This window comes from Brevibacterium siliguriense (assembly GCF_900105315.1).
GTDB classification, from domain to species: Bacteria; Actinomycetota; Actinomycetes; order Actinomycetales; family Brevibacteriaceae; genus Brevibacterium; species Brevibacterium siliguriense.
On record NZ_LT629766.1, the window covers coordinates 250,246 to 273,209 of the forward strand.

General features: G+C 64.4%; 18 protein-coding genes. 4 read left to right on the forward strand and 14 right to left on the reverse strand.

Annotation, left to right across the window (positions count from 1 at the left end; all coding sequences use genetic code 11):
* The 5 genes from BLU88_RS01035 to BLU88_RS01055 all read right to left on the reverse strand — a co-directional run bounded on the left by BLU88_RS01035 (position 1) and on the right by BLU88_RS01055 (position 6,824).
* Positions 1 to 1,245, reverse strand: a complete 1,245-nt coding sequence (locus BLU88_RS01035) for an amidase (RefSeq protein WP_092009229.1) — start codon at positions 1,243 to 1,245, stop codon at positions 1 to 3.
* Positions 1,238 to 2,836 (reverse strand): amidase, encoded by a 1,599-nt coding sequence (locus BLU88_RS01040; protein ID WP_092009231.1) that lies wholly within the window; start codon positions 2,834 to 2,836, stop codon positions 1,238 to 1,240. The genes BLU88_RS01035 and BLU88_RS01040 overlap by 8 nt, the downstream gene beginning before the upstream one ends.
* Positions 2,833 to 4,221 (reverse strand): M20 family metallo-hydrolase, encoded by a 1,389-nt coding sequence (locus BLU88_RS01045; protein WP_092009234.1) that lies wholly within the window; start codon positions 4,219 to 4,221, stop codon positions 2,833 to 2,835. The genes BLU88_RS01040 and BLU88_RS01045 overlap by 4 nt, the downstream gene beginning before the upstream one ends.
* Before the next feature lie 63 nt (positions 4,222 to 4,284).
* Positions 4,285 to 5,610, reverse strand: a complete 1,326-nt coding sequence (locus BLU88_RS01050; protein WP_231939519.1) for an MFS transporter — start codon at positions 5,608 to 5,610, stop codon at positions 4,285 to 4,287.
* Between the two features lie 293 nt (positions 5,611 to 5,903).
* The gene (locus tag BLU88_RS01055; protein WP_092009236.1) at positions 5,904 to 6,824 is read right to left on the reverse strand and encodes a LysR family transcriptional regulator; all 921 of its coding nucleotides are present in this window, start codon (positions 6,822 to 6,824) and stop codon (positions 5,904 to 5,906) included.
* A gap of 829 nt (positions 6,825 to 7,653) precedes the next feature.
* On the opposite strand from BLU88_RS01055, the gene BLU88_RS01060 reads away from it, so the two are divergent.
* The 3 genes from BLU88_RS01060 (at position 7,654) to BLU88_RS01070 (ending at position 11,319) form a co-directional block, all read left to right on the forward strand.
* Positions 7,654 to 9,441 carry an HNH endonuclease signature motif containing protein gene (locus BLU88_RS01060; RefSeq protein WP_157688914.1) on the forward strand — a complete coding sequence of 596 codons (1,788 nt, stop codon included), beginning with the start codon at positions 7,654 to 7,656 and terminating at the stop codon, positions 9,439 to 9,441.
* 215 nt (positions 9,442 to 9,656) lie between these two features.
* Complete coding sequence (gene lgt / locus BLU88_RS01065; RefSeq protein WP_167356843.1) at positions 9,657 to 10,577, forward strand: prolipoprotein diacylglyceryl transferase; 921 nt, start codon at positions 9,657 to 9,659, stop codon at positions 10,575 to 10,577.
* Positions 10,578 to 10,860: 283 nt separating this feature from the next.
* The gene (locus tag BLU88_RS01070; RefSeq protein WP_331712454.1) at positions 10,861 to 11,319 is read left to right on the forward strand and encodes an acyl-CoA thioesterase; all 459 of its coding nucleotides are present in this window, start codon (positions 10,861 to 10,863) and stop codon (positions 11,317 to 11,319) included.
* 144 nt (positions 11,320 to 11,463) lie between these two features.
* On the opposite strand, the gene BLU88_RS01075 is transcribed toward BLU88_RS01070, so the two are convergent.
* From BLU88_RS01075 to BLU88_RS01085, 3 genes are all read right to left on the reverse strand, one after another.
* Entirely contained in the window at positions 11,464 to 12,660 is a 1,197-nt protein-coding gene (locus BLU88_RS01075; RefSeq protein WP_197678215.1) for a pyridoxal phosphate-dependent aminotransferase, read from the reverse strand.
* Between the two features lie 308 nt (positions 12,661 to 12,968).
* Positions 12,969 to 13,760 carry an SDR family oxidoreductase gene (locus BLU88_RS01080; RefSeq protein WP_092017001.1) on the reverse strand — a complete coding sequence of 264 codons (792 nt, stop codon included), beginning with the start codon at positions 13,758 to 13,760 and terminating at the stop codon, positions 12,969 to 12,971.
* Positions 13,761 to 13,884: 124 nt separating this feature from the next.
* On the reverse strand, positions 13,885 to 14,292 hold the full coding sequence (locus BLU88_RS01085) for a cupin domain-containing protein (RefSeq protein ID WP_231939520.1): 408 nt from the start codon (positions 14,290 to 14,292) through the stop codon (positions 13,885 to 13,887).
* A gap of 179 nt (positions 14,293 to 14,471) precedes the next feature.
* Between BLU88_RS01085 and BLU88_RS01090 the strand changes: the two genes are divergently transcribed.
* A complete protein-coding gene (locus BLU88_RS01090; RefSeq protein WP_092009244.1) occupies positions 14,472 to 15,926 on the forward strand; it encodes an NAD(P)/FAD-dependent oxidoreductase in 1,455 nt (484 codons plus the stop codon).
* 82 nt (positions 15,927 to 16,008) lie between these two features.
* Here BLU88_RS01090 and BLU88_RS01095 read toward each other — a convergent pair whose 3' ends face one another.
* The 6 genes from BLU88_RS01095 to BLU88_RS01115 all read right to left on the reverse strand — a co-directional run bounded on the left by BLU88_RS01095 (position 16,009) and on the right by BLU88_RS01115 (position 22,909).
* Complete coding sequence (locus tag BLU88_RS01095) at positions 16,009 to 17,343, reverse strand: MFS transporter (RefSeq protein WP_092017003.1); 1,335 nt, start codon at positions 17,341 to 17,343, stop codon at positions 16,009 to 16,011.
* Between the two features lie 103 nt (positions 17,344 to 17,446).
* On the reverse strand, positions 17,447 to 17,578 hold the full coding sequence (locus BLU88_RS18885; RefSeq protein WP_269457661.1) for a hypothetical protein: 132 nt from the start codon (positions 17,576 to 17,578) through the stop codon (positions 17,447 to 17,449).
* Positions 17,579 to 17,677: 99 nt separating this feature from the next.
* On the reverse strand, positions 17,678 to 18,430 hold the full coding sequence (locus BLU88_RS01100; RefSeq protein ID WP_092009246.1) for an SDR family NAD(P)-dependent oxidoreductase: 753 nt from the start codon (positions 18,428 to 18,430) through the stop codon (positions 17,678 to 17,680).
* Positions 18,431 to 18,497: 67 nt separating this feature from the next.
* On the reverse strand, positions 18,498 to 19,265 hold the full coding sequence (locus tag BLU88_RS01105) for an SDR family NAD(P)-dependent oxidoreductase (RefSeq protein ID WP_092017005.1): 768 nt from the start codon (positions 19,263 to 19,265) through the stop codon (positions 18,498 to 18,500).
* Between the two features lie 54 nt (positions 19,266 to 19,319).
* Positions 19,320 to 20,678 carry a dihydrolipoamide acetyltransferase family protein gene (locus BLU88_RS01110; RefSeq protein WP_092009248.1) on the reverse strand — a complete coding sequence of 453 codons (1,359 nt, stop codon included), beginning with the start codon at positions 20,676 to 20,678 and terminating at the stop codon, positions 19,320 to 19,322.
* Between the two features lie 17 nt (positions 20,679 to 20,695).
* Positions 20,696 to 22,909 (reverse strand): alpha-ketoacid dehydrogenase subunit alpha/beta, encoded by a 2,214-nt coding sequence (locus BLU88_RS01115; protein ID WP_231939521.1) that lies wholly within the window; start codon positions 22,907 to 22,909, stop codon positions 20,696 to 20,698.
* Between the last annotated feature and the right edge of the window lie 55 nt (positions 22,910 to 22,964).

The following is a 22,964-nucleotide window of genomic DNA, read 5'->3' on the forward strand; positions in this document are numbered from 1 at the left end:
TCACCCCAGCCGCGAGGCGAAGGCGAGCAGCTCGCGATCGTTGCCGGGCCGACCGACCAGCTGCACCGCCTGCGGCACTTCCGCCGCCCCGGCGCTGGGCAGCGGAATCGTCAATGCCGGCCAGCCGAGGACATTGAACGGCATCGAATAGCGCATGAACTTCGCCGCCGAGCCGGAGTCGATCTCGTCCCAGCGGATCACTGGCCCGTCGATGGCCGGGGTGAGCAGGAAGTCGGCGCCCCCGAAGACGGTGAGCGACCGTTTCCGCAGGTCTGCGAGCGCTTCCAGCTGCTTCCGGTATTCGGTCTCGCCGAGGTCTCTGCCGGCCTCGATCTTCTTGGCCACTCCTGGTTGGTAGTCCGCGGAGTGCTCGGCGTACAGGTCTGTGTGGACCTCGTACGCCTCATAGAGGCGGATGAAGTCGTAGATCGGTGCCAGATCGTCGAGGAGCTTGCCGATGACTCGTCCATTCGCCGAGGTGACCGTGAGGTCCGGCATCGGCATGAGCAGGTCACTCGCCCGAGCGTCGTCGTCAGCGAAGAGACTGACGTCGATCGTCCGTGCGCCGCTGCCTGTCAGCCCCGGCTCCGCACCCCGGCCAGAGGCCTTGCCGGAATCTTCGCCCGTGATCACATTGAAAGCAGTGGTCAGCACGCCGAGGTCCGCGGCGAAGAGTCCGACGGTGTCGAAGGCTGGCGAAAGCGGGAACACCCCGTCGACGGGGACGACGCCGAAGGTCGGTTTGAATCCGATTGCGCCCTGGCAAGCGGCCGGCACACGCACGGACCCGGCCGTGTCCGTGCCCAGCGCCAGAGGCACCGCGCCGGTGGCGACGAGCGCGGCCGATCCGGAGCTCGACCCGGCTGTGCACAGCGCCGGGTCGACGGGGTTGATGACCCGGCCGAACGCGGATTCGTCGCCGAGGATTCCGTACGAGTACTCCTGACAGTTCGTCTTCGCGACCGGAATCGCGCCCGCTGCTTCGAGTCGCTCCACGACTGTCGCTGAGGCGGTCACCGGATCATCGCTGCGCACGTTCGATCCCATTGTCGTCGGGTAGCCGACCAGGTCGATGACGTCCTTGATGGCGAAGGGAATCCCTTCCAGACGCCGAGGCGGCTCGTCGGATTCGCGGCGGCCGATCGATTCCGCGGTGAGGGCGTTGGCACGTTCGACGGTCATCGCGGTGACGGCATTGAACTGCGTTCCGGCACGCTCCACCTCGGCGAGAGTCTGCTCATCCATCCGATGAGCCTATCTGAGCTGTCGGCGCCAGTCCGGTCCATGGGCGCAGCTGTTCGATCGCCGCGGCGACGTCGAAGGCAGTTCCGTCGTCGAAGGGGTGGGCGATGACCTGGACGCCGGTGGGGATCCCGCAGTCGGCCATCCCCGAGGGCACGTTGACGATCGGCACGCGGTTGCAGATGTTGAACGGCATCGTCATATGCGCCTGCCAGTAGTGTTCGAGGCGGACGCCGTCCCTTCCGCTGTTTTCGGACGCACCGTCTGCCCCGGATTCGCCCTCCCCTTCACGTCCCACTCCCCCGGCGTCGATGGCGATCCCATCGAGGTAGCTGGCTCCGGCTTCCAACCCCGCCACCGCCGAGGTGGGTGCCAAGAGCACATCGAAACCGTCCATGGCTGCGGCGAGTTCCGCTTGGATCTGTGCTTCCATAGCGAGTCCGTCATAGAAAGAGCGGCGGCCGGCGACCGCCTCGGCGTCGGCCATGAACCGCAGCGTGTAGTCGGCCAGGGTGTCCTTGTGGCCGCGGGTGGCCGCGCGCATGGCCGGCGCGAGCAGGTTCCCGAAGTGCGTGAACGCGGTTTCGAAGATCCGCTCGACCGTCCACGGCAGTTCGACCTCTTCGACGATCGCTCCCGCCGATTCCAGCGCCGAAGCGACCGCGCGGGTATTCGCTTCGATGTCCTGTCCGACAGGGAAGTCCCCCAACCGCACGCACAGCGCGACCCGGCGTCCGCGGAGTCGGTCGGCCGCCTCGGCGGGGTCGAAGTCGGCGAGGAATCCGGGCGAGGCGATCGTCGCGTGATCGCTCGGATCGACACCGACCATGACACGGGCGAGCAGTGCGGCGTCGGCGACGGTTCGCGCCATCGGCCCGTCCCCGCGGTACCAGTCCGCAGCCAGGGGCTGCGCTCCGGGTATCCGACCATAGGGGGCTTTGTACCCGACGGTGCCGGTGAAGGCGGCGGGCAACCGCGTGGACCCGGCGATGTCCGAGGCCGTGGCCAGAGGCGCGAACCCGGCGGCGAGCGCGGCACCGGATCCGCCGGAGGAACCGCCAGGTGAGAGCTCGAGGTTCCACGGGTTGCGGGTCACGCCCCACATCGGCGAATGCGTGATCGTCGCGCAGCTGAACTCCGGAGAGGTGGCGCGGGCGTGGACGTAACCGCCGGCCGCACGGATGCGGGCGATGATCGCCGCGTCATCGTCGGCGACGGTGTCACGTTCGTGGAGCAGCCCCTGTGTGAGGCCGCGCCCGGCCAAGGCGTGCTTCTCCTTGGCGATCACAGGAAGTCCGAGCAGGGGGCGGGCGGCGGCCGCTTCGGCGAGGTCATCAGCGGTCACCTCGGCGTAGAATGTCTCCGCCTCCCGCGCCGAGGAGACCGCCTCCTCGACGACCTCGGTGACCGCATTGATGCGCTCGTCCTCGGCGGTGATCCGGCCGATGAACGAGGTCAGGTAGTCGACCGGGGAGAGCTCCTTGGACCGGAATGCGGCGAGCGCCTCGGTGGCCGACAGGGTCCAGGGTTCGGCTGTCGAGCCGGTCGGGACTGCGGCCGAGGCGGCGCTGGGGCGCGGGTCGGTGTTGCTCATGCGCGCGCCTCGGCGACGGTCGACCCCACCCACACGGCACCGTCGCGGACATCGGCGAGCTCACCGCGGACGAGTTCACCGGCCACCGAAGTGAGCACGCGGACGCCGCGAAGCATGTCCTCATCGGTGGTGAACTCACGTTCGCAGTGGGAGACGCCGTCGACGCTGGGAACGAACATCATCACGGCGGGCACGCGGTGATTCATCGCCACGGAATCGTGGCCCGCCATCGTCTCGAGGCGGCGGATGCTCAGGCCTTCGTTGGCCACGGCCTTCTCGGCGAGTTCGACGCCTTCGGTCGGGAAATGGCGCTTATCGCGGATGTCGAAGTCGCGGGCGTTGATGGTGATGTCGTGTGCGCGGGCGATTTCGGCGATCTGGGCCCGGAGGGAATCTCGGGCGGCTTGGACGATAGCAGGGTCGGACGAGCGGAGGTCGGCGACCATGTGGACGCGGCGGGGCACGACGATCGGCGAGTTCGGTTCGACGACGTGCTGACCGACCGAGGACACGAGTGCCTCGTCCTCGAAGTCATCGACCACCTCGGCGACGGCAAGGACGACCTTGGACGCGGCGACGAGCGCGTCGTGACGGTCGGCCATCGCGGTGGCACCGGTATGGGACTGTTCGCCGAGGACATCGATGTCGAGTTTCTGCGTGTACCAGCTGGCTTCGACGACGCCGATGTCGGTGGCTTCACGCTCGAGGATGCGACCCTGTTCGATGTGGATCTCGGCGTAGGTGATCGCCTCCGGCGGGGTGTCGGAGCCGGCGTAGCCGATGGCGTTCAACGCCTCCGAGACTGAGGTTCCTTCAAGATCGGTGACGGCGAGCATCTCCTCGAGGTCGAAGAGCCCCGCATAGACGGAGCTGCCCATGATCGACGGGGCGAAGCGACCGCCTTCTTCGTTGAACCAATTGACGACGGCGAGGTTGAAAGTGGGCTGCAGGCCCGACTCGGCGAGTTCCTCTTTCACCCGCAGGGCGGCGAAGAGTGCAGCGATAACGCCGTAGGCTCCGTCGAAGCGACCGCCGAGCGGCTGCGAGTCGAGGTGGGAGCCGATGAGGACATACGGGGCAGCGCTTGTGTCAGCCGAACTGACGGGCGCGGCGGGGTCGGCCGCCTCGGCGTGGGCGCCGTCGGTCGAGGTCGAGGATTCGTCGGGGATGAGCTGGAGGCAGGCGAACATATTGCCGATCGCATCGACACGAACCTCGAAGCCGTGGCTTTCTGCCCATGCGCGCATCCAATCACGCGTCTGCTTGTCCTCGGGGGTGAGCGCCTGTCGGTCGACGCCGTTGTTGTCGGTCGCGCCGATAGTGGCGACGTGGTGGAATGCGGAGAGGAAGGCTGCGTCGGACGACGGAGCTGCCTGATGGTTCATTGCTGATCGCTGCTTTCTTGTGGGTGATGTGGCTTGCGCGGGTCTGTGGTGGGGTTGGCGCGCCTACCCCAGCCGTCCGCGGGTCTCGGGGAGGCGGGTGACGAAGATGAGGACGAGGCACACGGCAGCGACCGCGGCCATGTAGTAACCGGGTGCGGTGTTGACTCCGGTGATGTCGACGAGCCACGTGCCCACGAATGGCGCGGTTCCTCCGAGCACGGCGTAGGAGATGTTGTAGCTGATGGCCGCCGAGGTGAACCGCGTCTTCGTCGAGAAGCGCTCACAGAAGAAGGTGTAGCAGCCGCCGCCGTAGCAGCAGAGCGCGAGGACGAAGATCGTCTGCCCGAGGAATGCCAGCCCCATGTGTCCGCTGGTCACAAGTCCGAATGCCGGCACCGAGGTGACCGCGAGCAGAATCGTACCCGCGATGAGCATGGGCCGACGTCCGACTCGATCGCCGATGGCTCCCGCGATGGGCAGGAAGATCGTGTAGCTGGCCATGGCGATCGCGTTCGTCAGCAGCGACTGTTCGCGGCTGAGGTCGCCGGTGGTCTGGATGTAGGTGACGAAGTAGGCCGAGAGCATGTAGAAGCCGAGCGCGGTGACGCCGAGGACGAAGAAAACCTGGAGCATGCCGACCCAGTTCTCGCTGAAGGATTCGCGGATCGGGCTGAATTCCTTGGGCCGTTCGGCCGCTGTCTTCTTGAACAGCTCGGATTCGTCGGTTCTTGCCCGGATCCACAGGCCGACGGCCGACAGCGGCAGCGCCAGCAGGAACGGCACACGCCATCCCCAGGAGTCGAAGGAGGCGTCGGTCATCACGGTAGAGAGCAGGAGAATGAGACCGCCGGCGAACACCGAGGGAAGAGCGGTCGCGGCCAGGGTGATGTTGATCCACAGTCCGCGCTTGGCCACAGGGGCGTGCTCGTAGACGAATGACGGACCGCCGACGGATTCGCCACCGGCGGAGAAGCCCTGACCAAGGCGGGCGAGGATGAGCAGAATCGGGGCGAACCAGCCGATCGTGTCGAATCCGGGGAGGATGCCGATGAGTGCGGTGCAGGCTCCGACGAGGAAGATCGTGATCGTCAGGGTCTTCCGCCTGCCCACCTTGTCGCCGAGAGCCCCGAAGAACAGCCCGCCGAGGGGGCGCATGACGAACGCGACGCCGAAGGTCGCAAAGATGACCAGCAGACCGGTGATGCGGTCGCCGTCGGGGAAGAAGTATTCGGAGAGGATGACGGCCGAGAGACCGTACAGCGTGAAGTCGTAGAACTCGACGAACTGGCCGATGCTGCCGCCGAGAAGCACTTTCCGCTGCATCGTCGTCGACCGGCCGTGGCCGTCGGCGGTAGGTGGGTACTCGTGGTCGGTAGTGGGAGTGGACATCAAAGCTCCTTTGCTGTGTCCCATGACGGGCCTGTCACCGAGTCGGGCTTGTCGCCCTGAAGTGCCTGTCACCTTGCCGGGCGGAAGCATCACCGTCTGCCTGGGTGATGCCTGCCATTCATTGTCATCAGCGATTCGGAATCGGTCCAACAGATACTTTTGAACATTGTCATCAATGAAATCAATGTGGACAGACCGGGTCGGCGGCCTTTGCTCGTCCACTGCGCCACGATCACCGCCGCCCCTCCGCGCCCGCCGCGGCCCTTCGGCGCATACATGACAGATCCGGATCGTCACTCTTTCGGCGCAGCCCCCAGCACCTCTCTGCTGACCTCGCAGAAGGCCTGTCCGCGCCGACTCAAACGCACACCGCTGGGCCAGATCACGGCAAGGTCGATGCTCGGGAAGTTGTCGAGCAGGGGAACATCGACGGTCTGCAGACCGATATAGGTCCCCGATGAGACGCTCTGGCTCAGCAGCGAATACCCGTGCCCCATCGCCACGAACGACCGCAGTGTCTCGTAGCCGGAGAACGAATGCCGCGTCTTCGGCACAACCCCTGCGATGCGGAACAGTTCGTCGTAGTACTGGCGGCTGAACGGCAGATCGAGCTGGATGTAGTCTTCGTCGGCGAGTTCACTCAGGCGCACCGGCTTCGGCCTCCCGCCCTGGGCAAGGCGGTGATTGCGGGACACCAGAACATGCGGTTCGACGACGTCGAGGAGGAAGGTATCGAATCGACCCGTCGGTCCGAGCATGTAGGTCAGAGCAAGGTCGCAATCGCCCGCCGTAACGGACTTCTGCAGTTCCTCCAGATCGGCCTCGAGATAAGTCACACGCACCTCCGGGTAGCGTTTCGCGAACTCATCGTGGATCAGCGGCAGGCGGGTCGGCGCGATCGGCGAGAACACTCCGACACTCAGACTTCCGCGAAGGGATCGCGACAGCCCCTGCGCGGTTTCGCCGAGCGCCTCAGAGGCCTCGAGGAAGCCGGTGACCTCGGCGAGGAAGCGCTTGCCCGCCGACGAGAGCACGACGGATCGATTCTTCTGCCTGATGAAGAGGTCGAGGCCGATGCTCCGCTCGAGCTGAGCCATCGCCGTCGAGATCGCCGACTGGGTGACGTTGAGCTGTTTCGCCGCCTCGGTCATGTTCTCCCGCCGGGCGACCTCCTGGAAGTAGCGCAGCTGCACCAGGGTGAAATCAAGGGCCATAGCTCCCCATCATCCCACCGACAATGGCAATGCGTGCAGATCCAACCTCGCCGAGGCGGCTCAATCCGAGCACTACCGTCCGACCCTTCCCAGACGGCCAGGCTCCGGCCCTTCCCGAACGGAAGGCATCGCACAGATCACCCACCTCTACCGCGTCGGATCCAGTTCCGAGAATCTTCCCGACACTTCAATCGTCATCGATCCGGTGTCAGTGCCGACGAGCAAAGTGCCCTCGAAATGACTGACATCCCAATAAAACACTCAAACGTGACCTTCACATTTAGGATGCCAGGTACAGTCGAATATTTTTCGAAGATTCTATTGTTTTCTATTCTCTGGCCGTCTACAATTGAGCTAAGAGACCTTCAATGACGAACGGAACTCAACAACGATGACTTTCACCCCCGACCGCAAGTGACGCACGTCAGGAAAGCGCAACCGCCGCGCCGTCGCTGACTCGCGCGGTGGGGCGAGCAGAAGACCGCCAACGAACACCGCACCGGCAGACCTCACGGGCCTGACTCCTCGAGATGCTGACGCGCTGAAGGACACCGAGCCTGCACAATCCGAAGAAGCATCGAGCCCCACATCGCTGGCCGAGCAGCTCAAGGCAGCCGGGTTCGACCTCAGCGGCCACCACTTCGCCGAAGTGTTTGAAGCCCTTGACCCAGTTTCGACCGACGATGACGCAGCGATTGACAATGCGCCGATTGCCGACGTCGAAGAACCAAGCAATGCAGTTGGAATTGCCGGTTCCGACCAACCACGCGAAATCGTCGAATCAGCGGACTCAACAGAGCTCACTTCGACTGCACCGACAGAATCGACTGTGCAACTCGGAACGGATGAGCAGGACAAGACAACCACGCAACCTGCACCGGTCCAGTCGGCCGAACCGGCCGCGGCAAGGAACAACACCGCAGATCACCACGCGACACAGCCACAAGGCGGAGACGATGCTCAACGCCCAACTTCGATGCACCCGATCCTCACCGACGCCGCCTGGAACGACCTTGCCGCGAGCGCACCTGAGATCACCGACTCGATTTCGTCATTGACCGAACTGGTCGGAGGTCTTCGTGCCTTCGACCGGCCGATGGGGCCGAACGAGGCCCTGCGGGTCATCGATGGAGCCGAGGCTCTGCGTCGGCTCAGTGAATCTCTGTCCACCCTGGCGCTGGCCGTCTACGAACGCGTCGGCACGCCTAAGGACAGTGGCGCCAAGTCGACTAAGGCGCTCATCCAGGAACGCCTCAACCTCTCGGGACGAGAAGCGAACCGCCGGGCAAGGCTCGCAGAGAATCTCGGCGGACGAGTCTCACTCGACGGACAACCGATTGAGCCCGAACACCCATTCGTCGCCGAGCAGCTCCACCTCGGCACCCTGCCGGCGGAGCACCTCACGGTCATCGAAGACTGCCTCAAGGCACTTCCCGCGTGGGTGGACCACGAGACGAAGTCACGTGTGGAAACCGACCTCGTGAAGTACGCGAAATCGGTGACTGTGAGCGAGCTCCGCGACATCTTCCGTCGGATGCTCGCTCTCATCGACCCCGACGGTGCCGAGCCGCTCGATCCCAGCGATCGTTCCGCCTACTTCATCACTGCCCGGCCCAAGCGCAATGGAGACTGGAGGCTGGAAGGCGTCCTCGATCCCGTGGCGGGATCCGAACTGCACGGACTGCTGACTTCGCGGATCCAATCCGCGAAAGACAGAACATCGACAATCGCAGAACCCACTGTCACCGAGGCGGACGAAGCCGAGCGCGAAGACGCTCCCCCACTCGTACCGAACGCCGAGCCAGACCAGACTCCCAGTAGTGGCGGCCCCGGCCAGACCTTCGATGAGCAACGGTTCGAACCTCTCGATGCCGTCCTTACCGGAGATCGTTTCGATGCTCCTCCGTGGGCCGTCATCGAGGCCGCCGAAGATAACGAAGCCGATTCCGAAGATCTGTCTGCCAACCGTCCCGTTCCTGCCGGTCACGGGGTCCGCGCCGATGGTTCGGCTGTCAATCTCATGAGCGAGCAGCCCAATGCGAAGGCTTGGATCTACGAACGTTTCGCCACTCTCATTTCGCGCATCAGCATGAAGGAAGCCGCCAAGGGTTCGCCCTACGCCCTGGTCGTCACAGCCAAAGCATCCGATATCGCCGACGGCACCAGCGAAGCCACTACGGGCTCCGGCGACCGATTCCCGATGGGCGACATCACCCGCCGCGGCCTCAATGGCACAGTCTTCTTCCACCTGATGGACGAGAAGGCTCGCACGGTGGAAGTCTGCACGGACCAGCGCTTCGCCAACAAAAAACAGACGGCAATCGTCACCGCCCGAGACCGTGGATGCGTGTTCCCCGGTTGTGACGCACCAGCTGGATGGTGCGACGTGAACCATGTTGTGCCGCACGCCAGAGGCGGCAAAACCGACATCAACAACATGTGCCTGCTGTGCTCCTTCCACCACCACCTCATGGACCGCTCCGACTGGGAAGTCTTCATGCTCGGCGACGGACGGCCGGCATGGCGACCGCCCGAAAGCATCGATCCCGCTCGCATCCCAATCCTGCATTCACGATTCATCACCGACGACATCATCGACGGCCTCTTCGGCACGTAGCTGTGCATGGCCATTCAATGGCACCGCTGCGCCTCCATTCTGATGTGAGCGCGAATGGCCTTGTCGCGACTGTCTTCACCCCACAGGGCAGGGCTCGTGTCTACGCGCTAGTCAGAGCGCAGGCGGCACAGCAATCGGCCCGCAAACGGTCCTCGCCGGTCAGAGACCAGACGCTGCATAAGAGATTCTCAGACGGGTGCAAATAGACTGGCCCCATGCACCTCGGCCTACTGACTTCCAGCGCGACCGCGATTCCACACGACATCTCGGCGGCGATCCCCAGCCCGTCCATTTCGAGCTTCCAACTCGGACCGCTGACGATCCACTTCTATGCGCTGTGCATCCTCGTCGGCATCATCTTCGCCATTGTGCTGACGAACCGTCGCCTGACCAAGCTCGGTGTCGAGGACTGGCAGGTGCTCGACATCGCGACGTTGGCCGTCCCGATGGCCATCGTCTTCGCGCGGATCTACCACGTCATCACGCACTACACCGACTACTTCGGCCCCGGCCGCAACCCCTGGAATCCGTTCGAACCCGGTTCGGTCTGGGCGATCTGGGAGGGCGGAATCGCGATCTTCGGTTCGCTCATCGGCGGAACCTTGGGCGCGTGGATCATGTGCCGCAGACTCGGCCTCAAACTCACCACCCTGCTCGACGCCCTGGCTCCGGGACTCATTCTCGCTCAGGCCTGCGGGCGCTTCGGCAATTGGTTCAACCAAGAGCTGTTCGGCCTGCCCACCACCCTGCCATGGGGCCTCGAGATCGATCCAGGCAACCCGGCCATCCCGCTGGGCACTCCGCCCGGCACGTTGTTCCACCCGACTTTCCTCTACGAAGTGATCTGGAACAGCCTCGGCGCACTCGTCCTGCTCTACTTGGGCCGACACGTCTTCTTCCAGTGGGGACGACTCTTCGCCGTCTACCTCATGTGGTACGGCGCCGGACGCATCGTCTGGGAATCGATCCGCCTCGACCCGAGCTTCGTCATCCTCGGCCTGCGGACAAATGTGTGGGGCGCGATCGGTGCGGTCGCTCTCGGTGTGGCGATCATGCTCATCCAGTGGAAACGCCACCCCGAGCCCGAGGAGTCACCGTTCCTCCCCGGCCGCACCCCCGACCCAGTGAAGGACTGACAGAGACCCTCGCCCAGGCGGCTCACGCCGTTCGCGCATGTGCTCACTCCCAGCCGAGGCAGTTCTCCGCGTTCCACAAGTGTTCACGCTCAGCCGAGGCGGTTCTCCCGGCCGCAGAAGCGTGCACTCTCAACCGTGAAGACTTTCCCCGTCAGGGATGCGCTTCTACACAAATCTACTGTGAAGTAACATCGATTTCATGCACTTCTTCCGCATGATCCTGCACCTGCTCAGGTCCCGACGGCGTTCCGCGCGCGAAATCTGGGACACATACTCCCTCCCCATGCGCGTCCACCTGGGCGAGATCGACATCTTCATGCATCTCAACAACGGCAAGTACTTCTCGATCATGGACTTGGGGCGACTCGACATGATGGTGCGCAGCGGAGCATGGCAAGCGATGCGCGACCGCGGATGGACAGGCGTCGTCAGCGCCGAGACCATCAGCTTCCGCAAGTCATTGAAATTCCGGCAGCGCTACAACCTCGAGACCAAGGTCTGCGGGATCGATGAGCGCACGGTATTCTTCGAACAGCGCATGGTCGTCGACGGAGAGATCTTCGCCCGGGCCTTCGTGGCCACCCGACTCATCTCCGAAAACGGTCCGCTCACCAGGGACGACCTCGTGGACGCATTCGGGGTGCCAGAGAACGAACCCGAACTTCCTGACTGGATCCACGATTGGCGTCGAGACAACGCGCTGCCGAGCACTCGGCGGCCTGCCTGGAGCAGCTGGAACTAGCCACGCCGCCGTCGTTTGTGGCTTGCGCTCTCGGCTGCACCTTATCGCCGTTGCCGGCAATGCACGGCCGAGCATGACCGCTCCCACCACGTGGACGCCTCGCCGGGCACGCCGAGCCCCACCGCACGGCCCGCTGCAGTCGGTTCAGGCCTCGATCCACTCCTTGAGCTGCCCCAGCCCCTTCGTGATCGCGGCTTCCTCGATACCCGAATAGGCCAGCCGGATGTAGGAACGATCCTCACCGGACTGCGGTGAGCCGAAGTGCTCGCGAGTGCAGAAGGAGACACCCGTAGCATGCAGCGCCTCGGTGGAGAAGTCCGTCAGAGTCGCTATTCCCTTCGACTCCATCGCCTCGGTGACATCGGGAAAGACGTAGAACGTCGAGCCCGGGGTCGCCACGGACATTCCGGGAATCTCGTTGATGAGGCGACAGGTGGCATCGCGTCGCTTACGCAGCACCTCGAGCATCTGCCCGACCGGACCCTGCGGTCCGCGCAGTGCGGCGATTCCCGCCCACTGCACATACTGGTTCGTGCACGATTCGTCGTTGGTGTTCATCAGCGAGATCGCCTCGGCGACCTCCTTCGGAGCCATCGCACAGCCGAGCCGCGAACCGGTCATCGCGTACTTCTTCGAGAACGTGTAGAGGATGACGGTGCGCTCCCGCATCCCCGGCAGGGCTGCGATCGACTGCGACTTCCCCTTGTAGCGCATCTCGAAATACGCCTCATCGGAGAGCACCCACAGGTCGAACTCCTGCGCGATCGCGGCAATGGCCTCCCGTTCGACCGGAGTGGACTCCGCCGAGATCGGATTCTGCAGATCGTTGTAGATGATAGCCGTGGTGTTCTCATCGATCGACGCCCGCAGATGGTCGAGGTCGATCGCGAAGCCATCGGAGGTCGGGACGTATCGGTAGGGCAGGGCCGTGCCGCCGAAGTACTCGATCTGTGATTCGTAGATCGGGAATCCCGGATTCGGGTAGAGCACTCCCTCGCCGGGGTTCATCACGGCTTGGAGGAATTTCGTGATCACGGGCTTGCCTCCGGTGGTCACGACCACTTCGGCGGGGTCGATCGTCATTCCGCGCCGCGAGCCGATGTCATCGGCGAGCACCTCCCGCAATTCGGGGATCCCCGGTCCGGGGCAGTACCCGGTCTTGCCGTCGCGGATCGCCTGCTCCATCGCCTCGACGATGTGGGGAGCGAGCGGGAAATTGAGATCGCCAAGGTGGAATGGGAAGACCTCGTTGCCACGGGCCTTCCAGTCGGCGGCGGCCTGGGCCACGCGGAAAGCGGTCTCAGTGCCGAGGTTGTCCAAGCGTCGAGCAGTCTTCATCATCGACTCCTTCTTCGGGGTCCATCTCTTCGAGGGCAATGCTGAGGTGTCCGTGGATGCTGCGCAACGTGGGACGAAACCGTCTCCGGGCACGTCGCACACCGGTTCACTCACGATAGAGCACCTGACCAGGGATTGTCAGCGGTGTCCGAGTTTCATCCGGCGGCGAGGGCGAGTCCCGCGACCCCGAGCCCGGCGAGGACCAGCCGGAAGACCAGCCCTTTGGGAGGTGCTTCCGGCGCCCACCCTGACCAGATGAAAGCGGCAAGCCGAACCCGCTTCGCGGTCTCGGCCGGTGCTCCGGCAATCGTTCAGACAGTACCCCAGATGTCATCGCCGCGACTGACGGCATCGAACCCGCCGTCGACGAAGATGATCTGTCCTGTCATCCGCGAGTTCGCCTCGGAGACGAGGAAGGCATGCACCGCGGCGATGTCCTCGGCGTCGGCGGGGCCGTTGAAAGGCGTCGGCATGGCCGTCGCGGCCTGTTTCCGCCCCTCCTCGGAGGCGAAGAGATCCTTCGTCATCGCGGTGCGCACCTGCCCGGGTCCGACCCCGTTGATGCCGATCCCCGCTCCGGCATAGTCGTCGGTGGGTGCGACCCGGCGGATCCACCGCGAGATCGCCCGCTTCGAACTCGAGTAGTTCGCATATCCGGCCTCGGGCCCGTGGTCGGCCAGTTCGGCCCCGCGGGCCAGGGCCGCCTCGTCGTCTCCGGCCAGCAGGAGGTCGACGAGCTTCTTGTCGTTGCCCTGCAGCGTCGCCGCCGAGGTGGTCACGCTGACCCGCGGTGCGCCGGATTCGACGAGCAGCGGGCGCAAGGCTTCGATGAGCCGGACCGTGCCGATGTAGTTGATCTTCGGCGACAGCGGGGTGGGTGTGGAGACGCCGGCATTGGCGACGAGTCCATCGATGCGGCCGCCGCTGATGTCGGCTATCTTCTGCACCACCTGCACGATGGAGTCCCGGTCGCCCAAGTCGCCGGTGACGTCTCCCTTTTCGAGGTCGACGCGGATAACAGTGTCTCCTTGGCGTTCGAGAATGGCGGCGGTCGCCTCCCCGATTCCCGATGCTGCTCCGGTGACGACGATTGTCCGTTTCATGCTGCCTCCCTGACTGTCCGCGATCGCATTGTCGCTCGGGCGTCTCTCGCCCACCGCCACTGTAAGCTCGAAGGCCGTGAGCATGCTGACCGGTGCGTGGCAGGACAACTGCTACACGGCGGCCTCAATCCGCGTGCGGGGCGATGAAGAGCTTCCGCAGGGGCGCCTCGTCGATGAACCAGCGGGTCTTCATCCCGTCCTCGAGGCGGACCAGCATTCCCGGCGCCAGGACGACATCAGGCCGGGAGGGCTCGTCGACTTCGATGCGGCCGGTCCCGGAGACGACCAGGAAGACCTCCTCGCCTTCGACGTCGCGCATCGCGCCGGCGCTCATCTCCCACAGCCCGTAGTCCGCTCCGGCGATCGTGCCGAGTTCGGCATACCCCGATGTCACGGGCGCGCTCGGTTCACCCGCCGAAGCGGCCGCTTCCGACTCCCTCGCCGAGGCGGCTGCATCGATTGCCTGCCAGGCCTCGATGGGCTCGTGGTTGAGAAGGAACTCACTGATGTCGATCGGCTCCATTGCGCTCATGCGATCAGTGTAGCCAGCCAGATTCAGGCATGCGAACAGCCCACGTATTCAGAACCGCTCGTCGGCGATTCCAGCAGGCAATAAGTTCGGCGACAACCATTTACTTCGCTCTTGACGTGAGATAGAACTGATTCCGTACGCGTTGACGATTCGCACGCGTCGATTTCAGGAGTTGATCCATGTCCTACTTCAACGGTGAAGCCTCGCACTGGCTGGCGGCCTCCCCCGCCGACGACGTCGACCCCGCACCGCTGCCGCGCGAGAAGCAGGATCTCGTCATCGTCGGTGGCGGGCTGACCGGTCTGTGGTCGGCCTATTACGCCAGGCAGGCCCACCCCGACTGGGAGATCACCATCATCGAGGCCAGGCACATCGGCTATGGCGCCTCGGGACGCAACGGAGGGTGGCTCTCGACCCTGTTGCCGGGCAACCGCACCAAGTTCGCCGAGGCGGTCGACCGTGCCCGGAAGAACGATCCCACCGGACCGGTCGGCTCCGCAGGTCTCGACGGCGTGGCCAGCGTCAGCGCCTTCCAGTCCGCGCTCTTCGACTCCGTCGACGAGGTTCTCGACGTGTGCGAAGCCGAAGGAATCGACGCACATCAGGTGCGCGGCGGCCATATCGACATCGCCCAAACGGAGGCCGGCCTGGCCCGGCTGCGCGATCTTGAGTCCGGCAATGAGCAGTTCGGATATGGGCCCGAAGATATGCAGTCCCTCGACGCCGAGGCGACTCGTGCTCGCATCAACGTCGACGGAGCGCTCGGCAGTCTCTACTTCCCCGGTACCGCCGCCATCGATCCCGCACTGCTCACCCGGGGACTCGGCCACGTGCTCAGGGAACAGGGCGTAACCATCTGTGAGGCCACCTCGGCGAGACATATCCGAAAGAATTCGGTCGCCACGGACCGCGGGCCGGTGCGCGCGGACACGATCTTCGTGTGTCTCGAGGGGTATTCGGACACGGTCGGCGGCGACCTGCCGGGCCTGCAGGGACGGCAGGTCATCCCGGTGTTCTCGTCGACGATCGCAACCGAGCCGCTGCCGGACGAGGCGTGGGCGTCGATCGGCTGGGAGGGGCGCGAATGCCTCGGCGACACGGCGCACACGTTCATCTATGCCCAGCGCACGGCCGATGGCCGGATCGCGCTCGGCGGCCGTGGGGCGCCCTATGCTTTCCGGTCGGGCCTGCCCGGTGACGGTGAGGTCCCCGCCGAGGTGGTCGACCTGTTGGCCGGGCGCCTGTCCTCGCTCTTCCCGGACCTCGATTTCGAGGTTGCGCATGCCTGGCGCGGTGCGCTCGGAGTGACTCGGGATTGGTGTGCGGGCGTCTTCTTCGACTCTTCCCAGCGCATCGGGGTGGCCCGCGGCTATGCGGGGCACGGAGTGACGGCTACGCATCTGGCGGCGAAGACGTTGCTTGATCGGGCCTCTGGGGCCTCGACCCCGCTGACTGGGCTGCCATGGAACGATCACTTCTCCGGGCAATGGGAGCCCGAGCCGATTCGGTGGTTGGGTATTCGGTCGATGTACAAGATCTTCGGCATTGCCGACTCGTGGGAGACGGCGATCGGGGCGAAGAAGACGAGCCTGCTCGCACAGTTCGGGTCCCGTCTGGCCGGGCTGCACGAGTAATGGGGCAAGGTCTTGCCTGCACCACCAGCTTGGTGAACCTGCACCGAGCTGATGCAGGTTCACCAAGCTGAAGACTCGTACGTCAGTCGCGTTTCAGACCGAGTTCGGCTGTCGGAGTCTTCGCGGTTTCAGGGCTGAAGGCTGCGCAGATCGCGGAGATGGCGATACCGGCGCCGGCGAAGAGAGCGACTCCGACCCAGTTGTTGTCATCGCCGTTGATTGCCTGAGCGATGGCTGGAGAGAAGCCCCCGAGTACCAGGCCGAGCATGAGGCTGATCGCCATACCGCTGTACCGGATGTTCGCGGGGAACTGTTCGGGGAAATAAACGGGATAGATCCCATTCGCCGCAGCATAGGCGAAGGACATGAGCAGGATTCCCAACACCCAGACGATTCCTGTGTGCCCAGGAGCAGCATGGGACAGCGAACCGAGGTAGGCGAAGGTGAGCACGATCATTCCGATGCAGCCCGAAATGAACACGGGTTTGCGTCCAACCTTGTCCGAGAGATGACCGAGGAACGGGATCATGACCAGGGTGCCGAGGTTCGACACCGTGATCAGTGCAAGCATCTCACTGCTGGAGATTCCCGCGACCTGCGTGCCGTATGCCAGGGAGAAGGTGCTGAAGAGGCCGACCATGAGAAGGAACAGGGCCATCCCCGCGACTCGGATCATCTGCATTGGGTAGTGCTTGACCAAATGGAACAGCGGAACCTTGACAGTCTTGTCGTTCTCCTTCGCTTCCTCAAAGACCTCAGGCTCCTGCAAACGTGCGCGCATATAGATGGTGATGATGGTGACCACGATGCTCAGCAGGAACGGGATCCGCCAGCCGGTGCTCAGCATGAAATCTCTCGAAAGCATGTTCAGCGGAATGAACACAGCAGAGGACAGAACAAGCCCTGCAGTCGCACCCGCGATGGTCCAGCTGGTATAGAAGCCTCGTCGATTCTCCGGCGCGGTCTCCATCGACAGCGAGGCCGAGCCGGGCGATTCTCCGCCCGCGGAAAGGCCCTGCAGAAGGCGCATGAGGACGATGAGGATCGGTGCCCAGATGCCGATGGTCGAGTACGCGGGCACCAGTCCGATGAAGAACGTCGCGGCACCCATGAGCACGATGCAGGCCATCAGCGCGGTCTTGCGACCGAGCACATCGCCGAGCCATCCCCAGATGATCGCGCCGGCGGGACGGGCGACGTAGGAGACTCCGACGGTAGCGAGTGCCATGATCTGCCCAAGGCCTCCCTCGCTGGGGAAGAAGAGCGGCTGCAGATACAAGGCGGCGGCAGTGGCGAAGATGTAGAAGTCGTAGTATTCGAGCGCAGTTCCGACAAAGCCCGAGGTCGCAGCATTGCGCGCGTTCCGGCGCTGGGCCGCAGCGTCAGGAGCTGCGGCTGCTGTGGTTGATGAGGACAAGATTGACCTTTCGTGAAGAGCGGGTGGGATGGAACCGGTCTCGAGGCGGAGTTCGAGGGCCGCAGCAGCGGCATCGTTTCCGTGGTGTCCGAGACGATCCACGTCACGTTTCCGCTGCGACGGCAGAGACAGTCACCGAATGACGACTGAGTTGACCGGTGCCCCACCTGCCCCAGTTCGTCGGTGGGTTGGGGCCGAAGAGCTCAGCCAATGATGGAACGTTCGTATCACTCATGTCTTCTCCTTCGAATGTGATTCGTGTACTTCAGGTCGACTTCTCGCATGGTGCGATGAAGCCAGGTCATCCTGTGTCTCTGTGGCAGGGTCGAAAGGGTCAGCCGGCCATATGCAGACCGCCGTTGACGTGGAGTGTGTCGCCGTTGATGAATGATGCCGCCGGGGAGCAGAGGAACACCACCGCCGAGGCGACTTCCTCCGGTCGTCCGAAACGGTGCAGCGGCGTCGCCGCAAGCAGGGCGTCACCGCCGGAGGCGACGAGTCCTTCAGTCATTCGGGTCGCGATGATTCCGGGGGCGACGGCGTTGACACGGATGTTCCGCTCTCCGAGTTCCCAGGTCAGACTCCTACCGAAGGAGACGATCGCCCCTTTGGTGGCGGCGTAGTGAGCATGGTTGCGGCTGCCGCGGGAACCGGCCATCGACCCGAAGTTGACGATGGAGCCGCCCTCACGCATCTGCGGGAGCAGAGCCCTGGTCAGCTTGAAGCTGCTGTCGAGGTTGATCGTCATCGTCCGGTCCCAGTCTTCGTCGCTCATCTCCGCCACCGGGTGCTCGGTATAGATACCGGCAGCGAGCACGAGATGATCGATGCCGCCGGCAGATTCGACGCGACGGCGCAGCTCTTCGAGCGTATCGGCGTCGGTGAGGTCACCGGCGAGCTGGGAGACCGAGGTGCCTTCAGGCAGCTTTGCGGCGACAGTCTCGACCAACTCGGGCGCGAGGTCGACGAGGACGAGTTCGGCTCCAGCGGCCGCGAAGTACTCGGCGCTCTTCGAACCGATTCCGCCGCCGGCGCCGGTGATGAGCACGCGTTGGCCGGAGAAGAGGTTTGGGGCGAATGGGTTCATGGTTGTTGCCTTTCGTTCAGGGGAGGGGCGGCCGGAGTCGGTTTCGTTGGCCGCCTGGAGGCTGCGGTCACTCGTACCAGCTGCCGGCGATGGTCATACCGCCGTCGACCATGAGGGTGTGGCCGGTGATGAAGGACGCTGTCGGGCCGGCGAGGAAAGTGATGCCGGCCGCGATCTCCTCCGGCTGCGCCCACCGGTCAAGCGGGATCCGCTTGGTGATCGGCGCGGGGTCGAGCAGGCCCTGCTCTTGGAGTGTGGCGTTGAACGGAGTCCATGTGTATCCCGGTCCGATCGCATTGACTCGGATGCCGTCCGCGGCCCATTCCACTGCCAGGCTCTTCGTCAGTCCGATCAGTCCGTGTTTGACAGTGTTGTAGCTGGCGCGTTTCGGCATACCTGCCACTCCGGCCACCGAGGAGATGTTGACGATCGCTCCTCCGCCGTCCCTGAGCAGCGGATAGGCGGCACGGCAGGCGCGCATCGTGCCGGTGAGGTGCACTTCGAGCAGCGCCTCCCAATCCGCGTCGCTCATTTCGGCACTCGGCACGGGTTTGGCGTTGCCGGCGCAGTTGACGAGCGCGTCGAGCCGCTGTTCAGTCTCCGCGATCGATGCGAATGCGTCGTCGACAGCGGCTCGATCAGTGACATCGACAATGATCCCCCGCAGGGACCAGTCCGAGGGCGCCCCCGCCAGTGCCTCGTCGAGCTTCTCCCGGGAGAAGTCGAGGATGACTGCAACGCCGCCGTCACGACACCATGCTTCGACGGTGGCCCAACCGATTCCCGAGGCGCCGCCGGTCACGGCGAGCACGGGTGCATTGTCTGTGAAACTCATTTCCATCAATCTCCTTCGATCTGTGATTGCCTGCGGCCTCTGCCCTCGACGAAGTCAGAGCACCAGGCTCATCGGGTCCTCGAGGGCATTCCGCAGAGAGGTCAGGAGCCTGCCGGCGACAGCACCGTCGATGACCCGATGATCGGCAGAGAAGGTCACGGTCATCATCGACGCGACGGTGAGTTCGCCGTCGCTGACCACTGCTCGCTGTTCGGTGGCTCCCACGGCGAGGATGCCTGCCTGCGGAGGGTTGAGGATCGCTGAGAACTCGCCAGTGCCGAACATCCCAAGGTTGGAGACGCTGAAGGAACCGCCTTCGAGCTCTTGCTGCCGTATGGCTTTCTCACCCGCGCGGAACTTGAGGTCCTGGGTCGTCCGGCACAGGGCGGCCACCGACAGGTTCGAGACATTGCGGACGACCGGGGTCAGGAGGCCGCCCTCGGTGGCGATCGCCATAGAGATGTCGACCGAGTCGAATCTCCGGATCGAGTTCTCGTTCCAGATCGCATTCGCGTCAGGCACTTCGTGCAGGGCGTGGCCGAGCGCCTTGAGCACAAGATCGTTGATCGTCGCCTTGACCCCTTGCCGTTCCAGAGAGACATTGATCTGCTTCCGGAATTCGAGCAGGGCATCCATACGAATATCCCCAGTGAGATAGAAGTGGGGAACAGTGGACTTGGATTCTGTGAGACGACGCGCGATCGCCCGTCGCATCCCGGTCAGCGGCACATCGGTATAGCCCGCATCCGCGGTGTCTCCGGCGGAAACGACTGACGGCTGTGCGTGAGTCGGGGCGCTTGCCGAGCCGCTCTCAGCGGCCTCGGCTGCAGTCCCTGCTGCAGTCTCGACATCGGATCGGATGATCCGGCCGCCCGGACCGCTGCCCTTCAGCCCGGTGACAGCGACGCCGAGTTCGCGGGCACGACGTCGGGCCAACGGGGAGGCGAAGACTCGTGTCATATCAGAGGTCGCGACAGTGTCGACGGACGCGTTGAGGACAGTGTCGACGGCAGCGACTGCGGTCTCGGTCTTCGAGGCGTTCGAGCGCTCGAGGCCTTCGGCCGCGGTCCGCTCTTGCTCGACCTCAGCTGATGAACCGCAGCCTGCCGTCGAACTGCTCGCAGTCTCTGCGTTCGCACCGGCGAGTAGACCGTCGATCTCGGCTTCTGAGTCGCCCGGCTCGGCGAGCACCGCAATCGGGGTCCCCACCTCGACGGTGGTGCCGGCTTCGACGAGGATTCGGGCGAGTGTTCCGGCGGATTCCGCCTCGAGCTCGACCGTGGCCTTCTCGGTCTCGATATCGGCCAGGGCCTGGCCGTGACTGATCTCTGCGCCCGCTTCGACCAGCCAGGATTCGATGACTGCGTCGGTGGCATCCGCGACGATCGAGGGAAGGGTGACAAGCTGTGCCATGGTGGTGTTCCTTGCTCTCAGTTCCGGCCCAGGCCGTCGGCGATGAGGTCGAAGCCGTGGGTGACTTCAGCGGGTCCGGCGTTTGCTGCGGACTCGAGAATCTTCGAGATGGACGGGCTTGCCTCGCGTCCGGTCACGCGCTGGACCGGCTGGTCGAGGTGGTCGAAGAATCGTCGCTGGATCTCATCGGCCAGCCAGGATCCGTAGGAGGTGCCGATCGGTCCCTGCTCGACGATGAGGACACTGTTCGTTCGCCGGATGGAGTCACCGACCGTCTCCCAGTCGAGGCTGGCTCGATCGAGCCAGCGCAGATCGATGACCTCGGCGTCGAGATCTGTGCGCGCTTCTGCCTCAGTGAGCGCCAGAGCGACCATGTTGAGGTAGCTGAGCACTGTGACGTCGGTGCCGGTCCGGCGGACAGCCGCCTTGCCCAACGGCAGCCGGTAGTCGGGAGTGCCGGAAGGGATCTCGTCCTTGCGCGCATAGAGGTCGACATGTTCGAGGACGAGCACCGGATCGTCGAGGTCGAGTGCGGTATTCATCAGACCGATGTAGTCCTCGGCGTTCGACGGAGCGATGATTCTCCACCCGGGGTTCGTGGCGAAGATGCCTGCCGGGTCCATCGAGTGCTGGGATCCGTATCCGGCTCCCATGGCGACTTTCGACCGCAGCACCACCGGCATCGAGGACTGACCGCCGAACATGTGGCGAGCCTTGCCTATCTGGTTGAACACCTGGTCGGCGGCGACCCACATGAAGTCGGAGTACATGAACTCGACGACAGGGGTGTAACGGCTGGTCATCGACAGCCCACCGGCCAGACCAGTGAAGGCGTTCTCACTGATGGGCGTGCCAAGGACACGGTCCGGGTAGGCATTTGCGAGCCCCCGCGTCGCTCCGTTGGTGCCCCCTTTGAGCCGGTGGATGTCCTCGCCCATGACGACGACGGACTCATCCGTGCTCATCCTGTGCTCGAGGATGTCGGCGATCGCGTCGACGAAGCGCCGCTCGACCGTGTCTTCGACGGCAGGCCCATGGGTGCCTGGAGGCAGCTCGCCGAGCGCAGCCGATGAGCGGATGTGGGCATCCACCTCGGTGGTGTCCGGCCATTCGGCCTGGCGGATCCGCTGGGCGCCCTTCGTCGATTGCGGGTCGGGTTCGGTGAGTTTGTCGACGACCCGATTGATGACCTCGCGAATGCGCTCCGCGAGATCCTCGTTGTCTTTGTCCGTGAGAAGGCCTCGGCGGATCATTTCGCCGGCGACCTTGTCGACGGGATCCTTCTCCCGCCATTCCTTCTCCTCGGCTTTGGAACGGTAGCCGAATGCGGAGCCGGGGAACGGACCGTTCTGATGGAAGAAGCGGTAGGTGCGCGCTTCGATGAGTGTCGGCCCGTGACCGGCGCGCATATGATCCACGGCGGCCTGCTGAGCGAGGTAGACGGCCAGCGGGTCCATGCCGTCGACCTGCCAGGACCGGATGCCGAATCCCGGGCCGCGCAGCGCGAGATTGCCCTCGCCGGTGACGTCGTCGACAGAGGTCGAGACCGCGTAGAGATTGTTCTCGAGGAAGAAGCACAGAGGCAGCTTCCAGGCGGCGGCGAGGTTGAAGGTCTCCAGCGTGGATCCGATGTTCGAGGCCCCGTCGCCGAAGTATGTGACCGTCACACCCATATCGGGGCTGATCCCATCGTCGGTCGTCCCGACCCGACCGAGCGCATCGTGGCGCTGGGCCCAAGCATTGCCTGCGGCCAGGGGGACTCCTCCCCCGACGATCGCGTTCGTGCCGAGGGCACCTGCTTCGGTCCACTGCAGGTGCATGGATCCGCCACGGCCTCCGCTGAAGCCTGCGCTGAGGCCGAGGATCTCGGCGAGGGTGCGGTGGATGAACTCCGTGATTTCATCGGCCTTGATCCCGTCGACGGCCTTCAGTCCTTCCGGCCGCAGGTATGAGAGCCCCTTCGCGAGGAACTGGTGGTGGCCGCGGTGGGTGCCGTTGACGCCGTCTGCTGCTCGGAGCGCGAGGACGGACCCGACCGCTGCGCCTTCCTGTCCGATGCTCGAATGTGCCGGACCGTGCACCAGTCCGCTGCCGGCGAGTCCGAGGACGATCTCTTCGAAGATCCGGATCGTGTGTGAGTGGACGAGCATCGATTCGAGAAGTTCCGGATCCGCCGCGTCCCAGTCAGCAGTGGTGGTGGATACGACTTCGACCGCGCTCGGCGCAGACATTTCTTGGTTCACGGGCATCGATGCTCCAGAGGTGCGAGGACTGTGTTTCGGACCA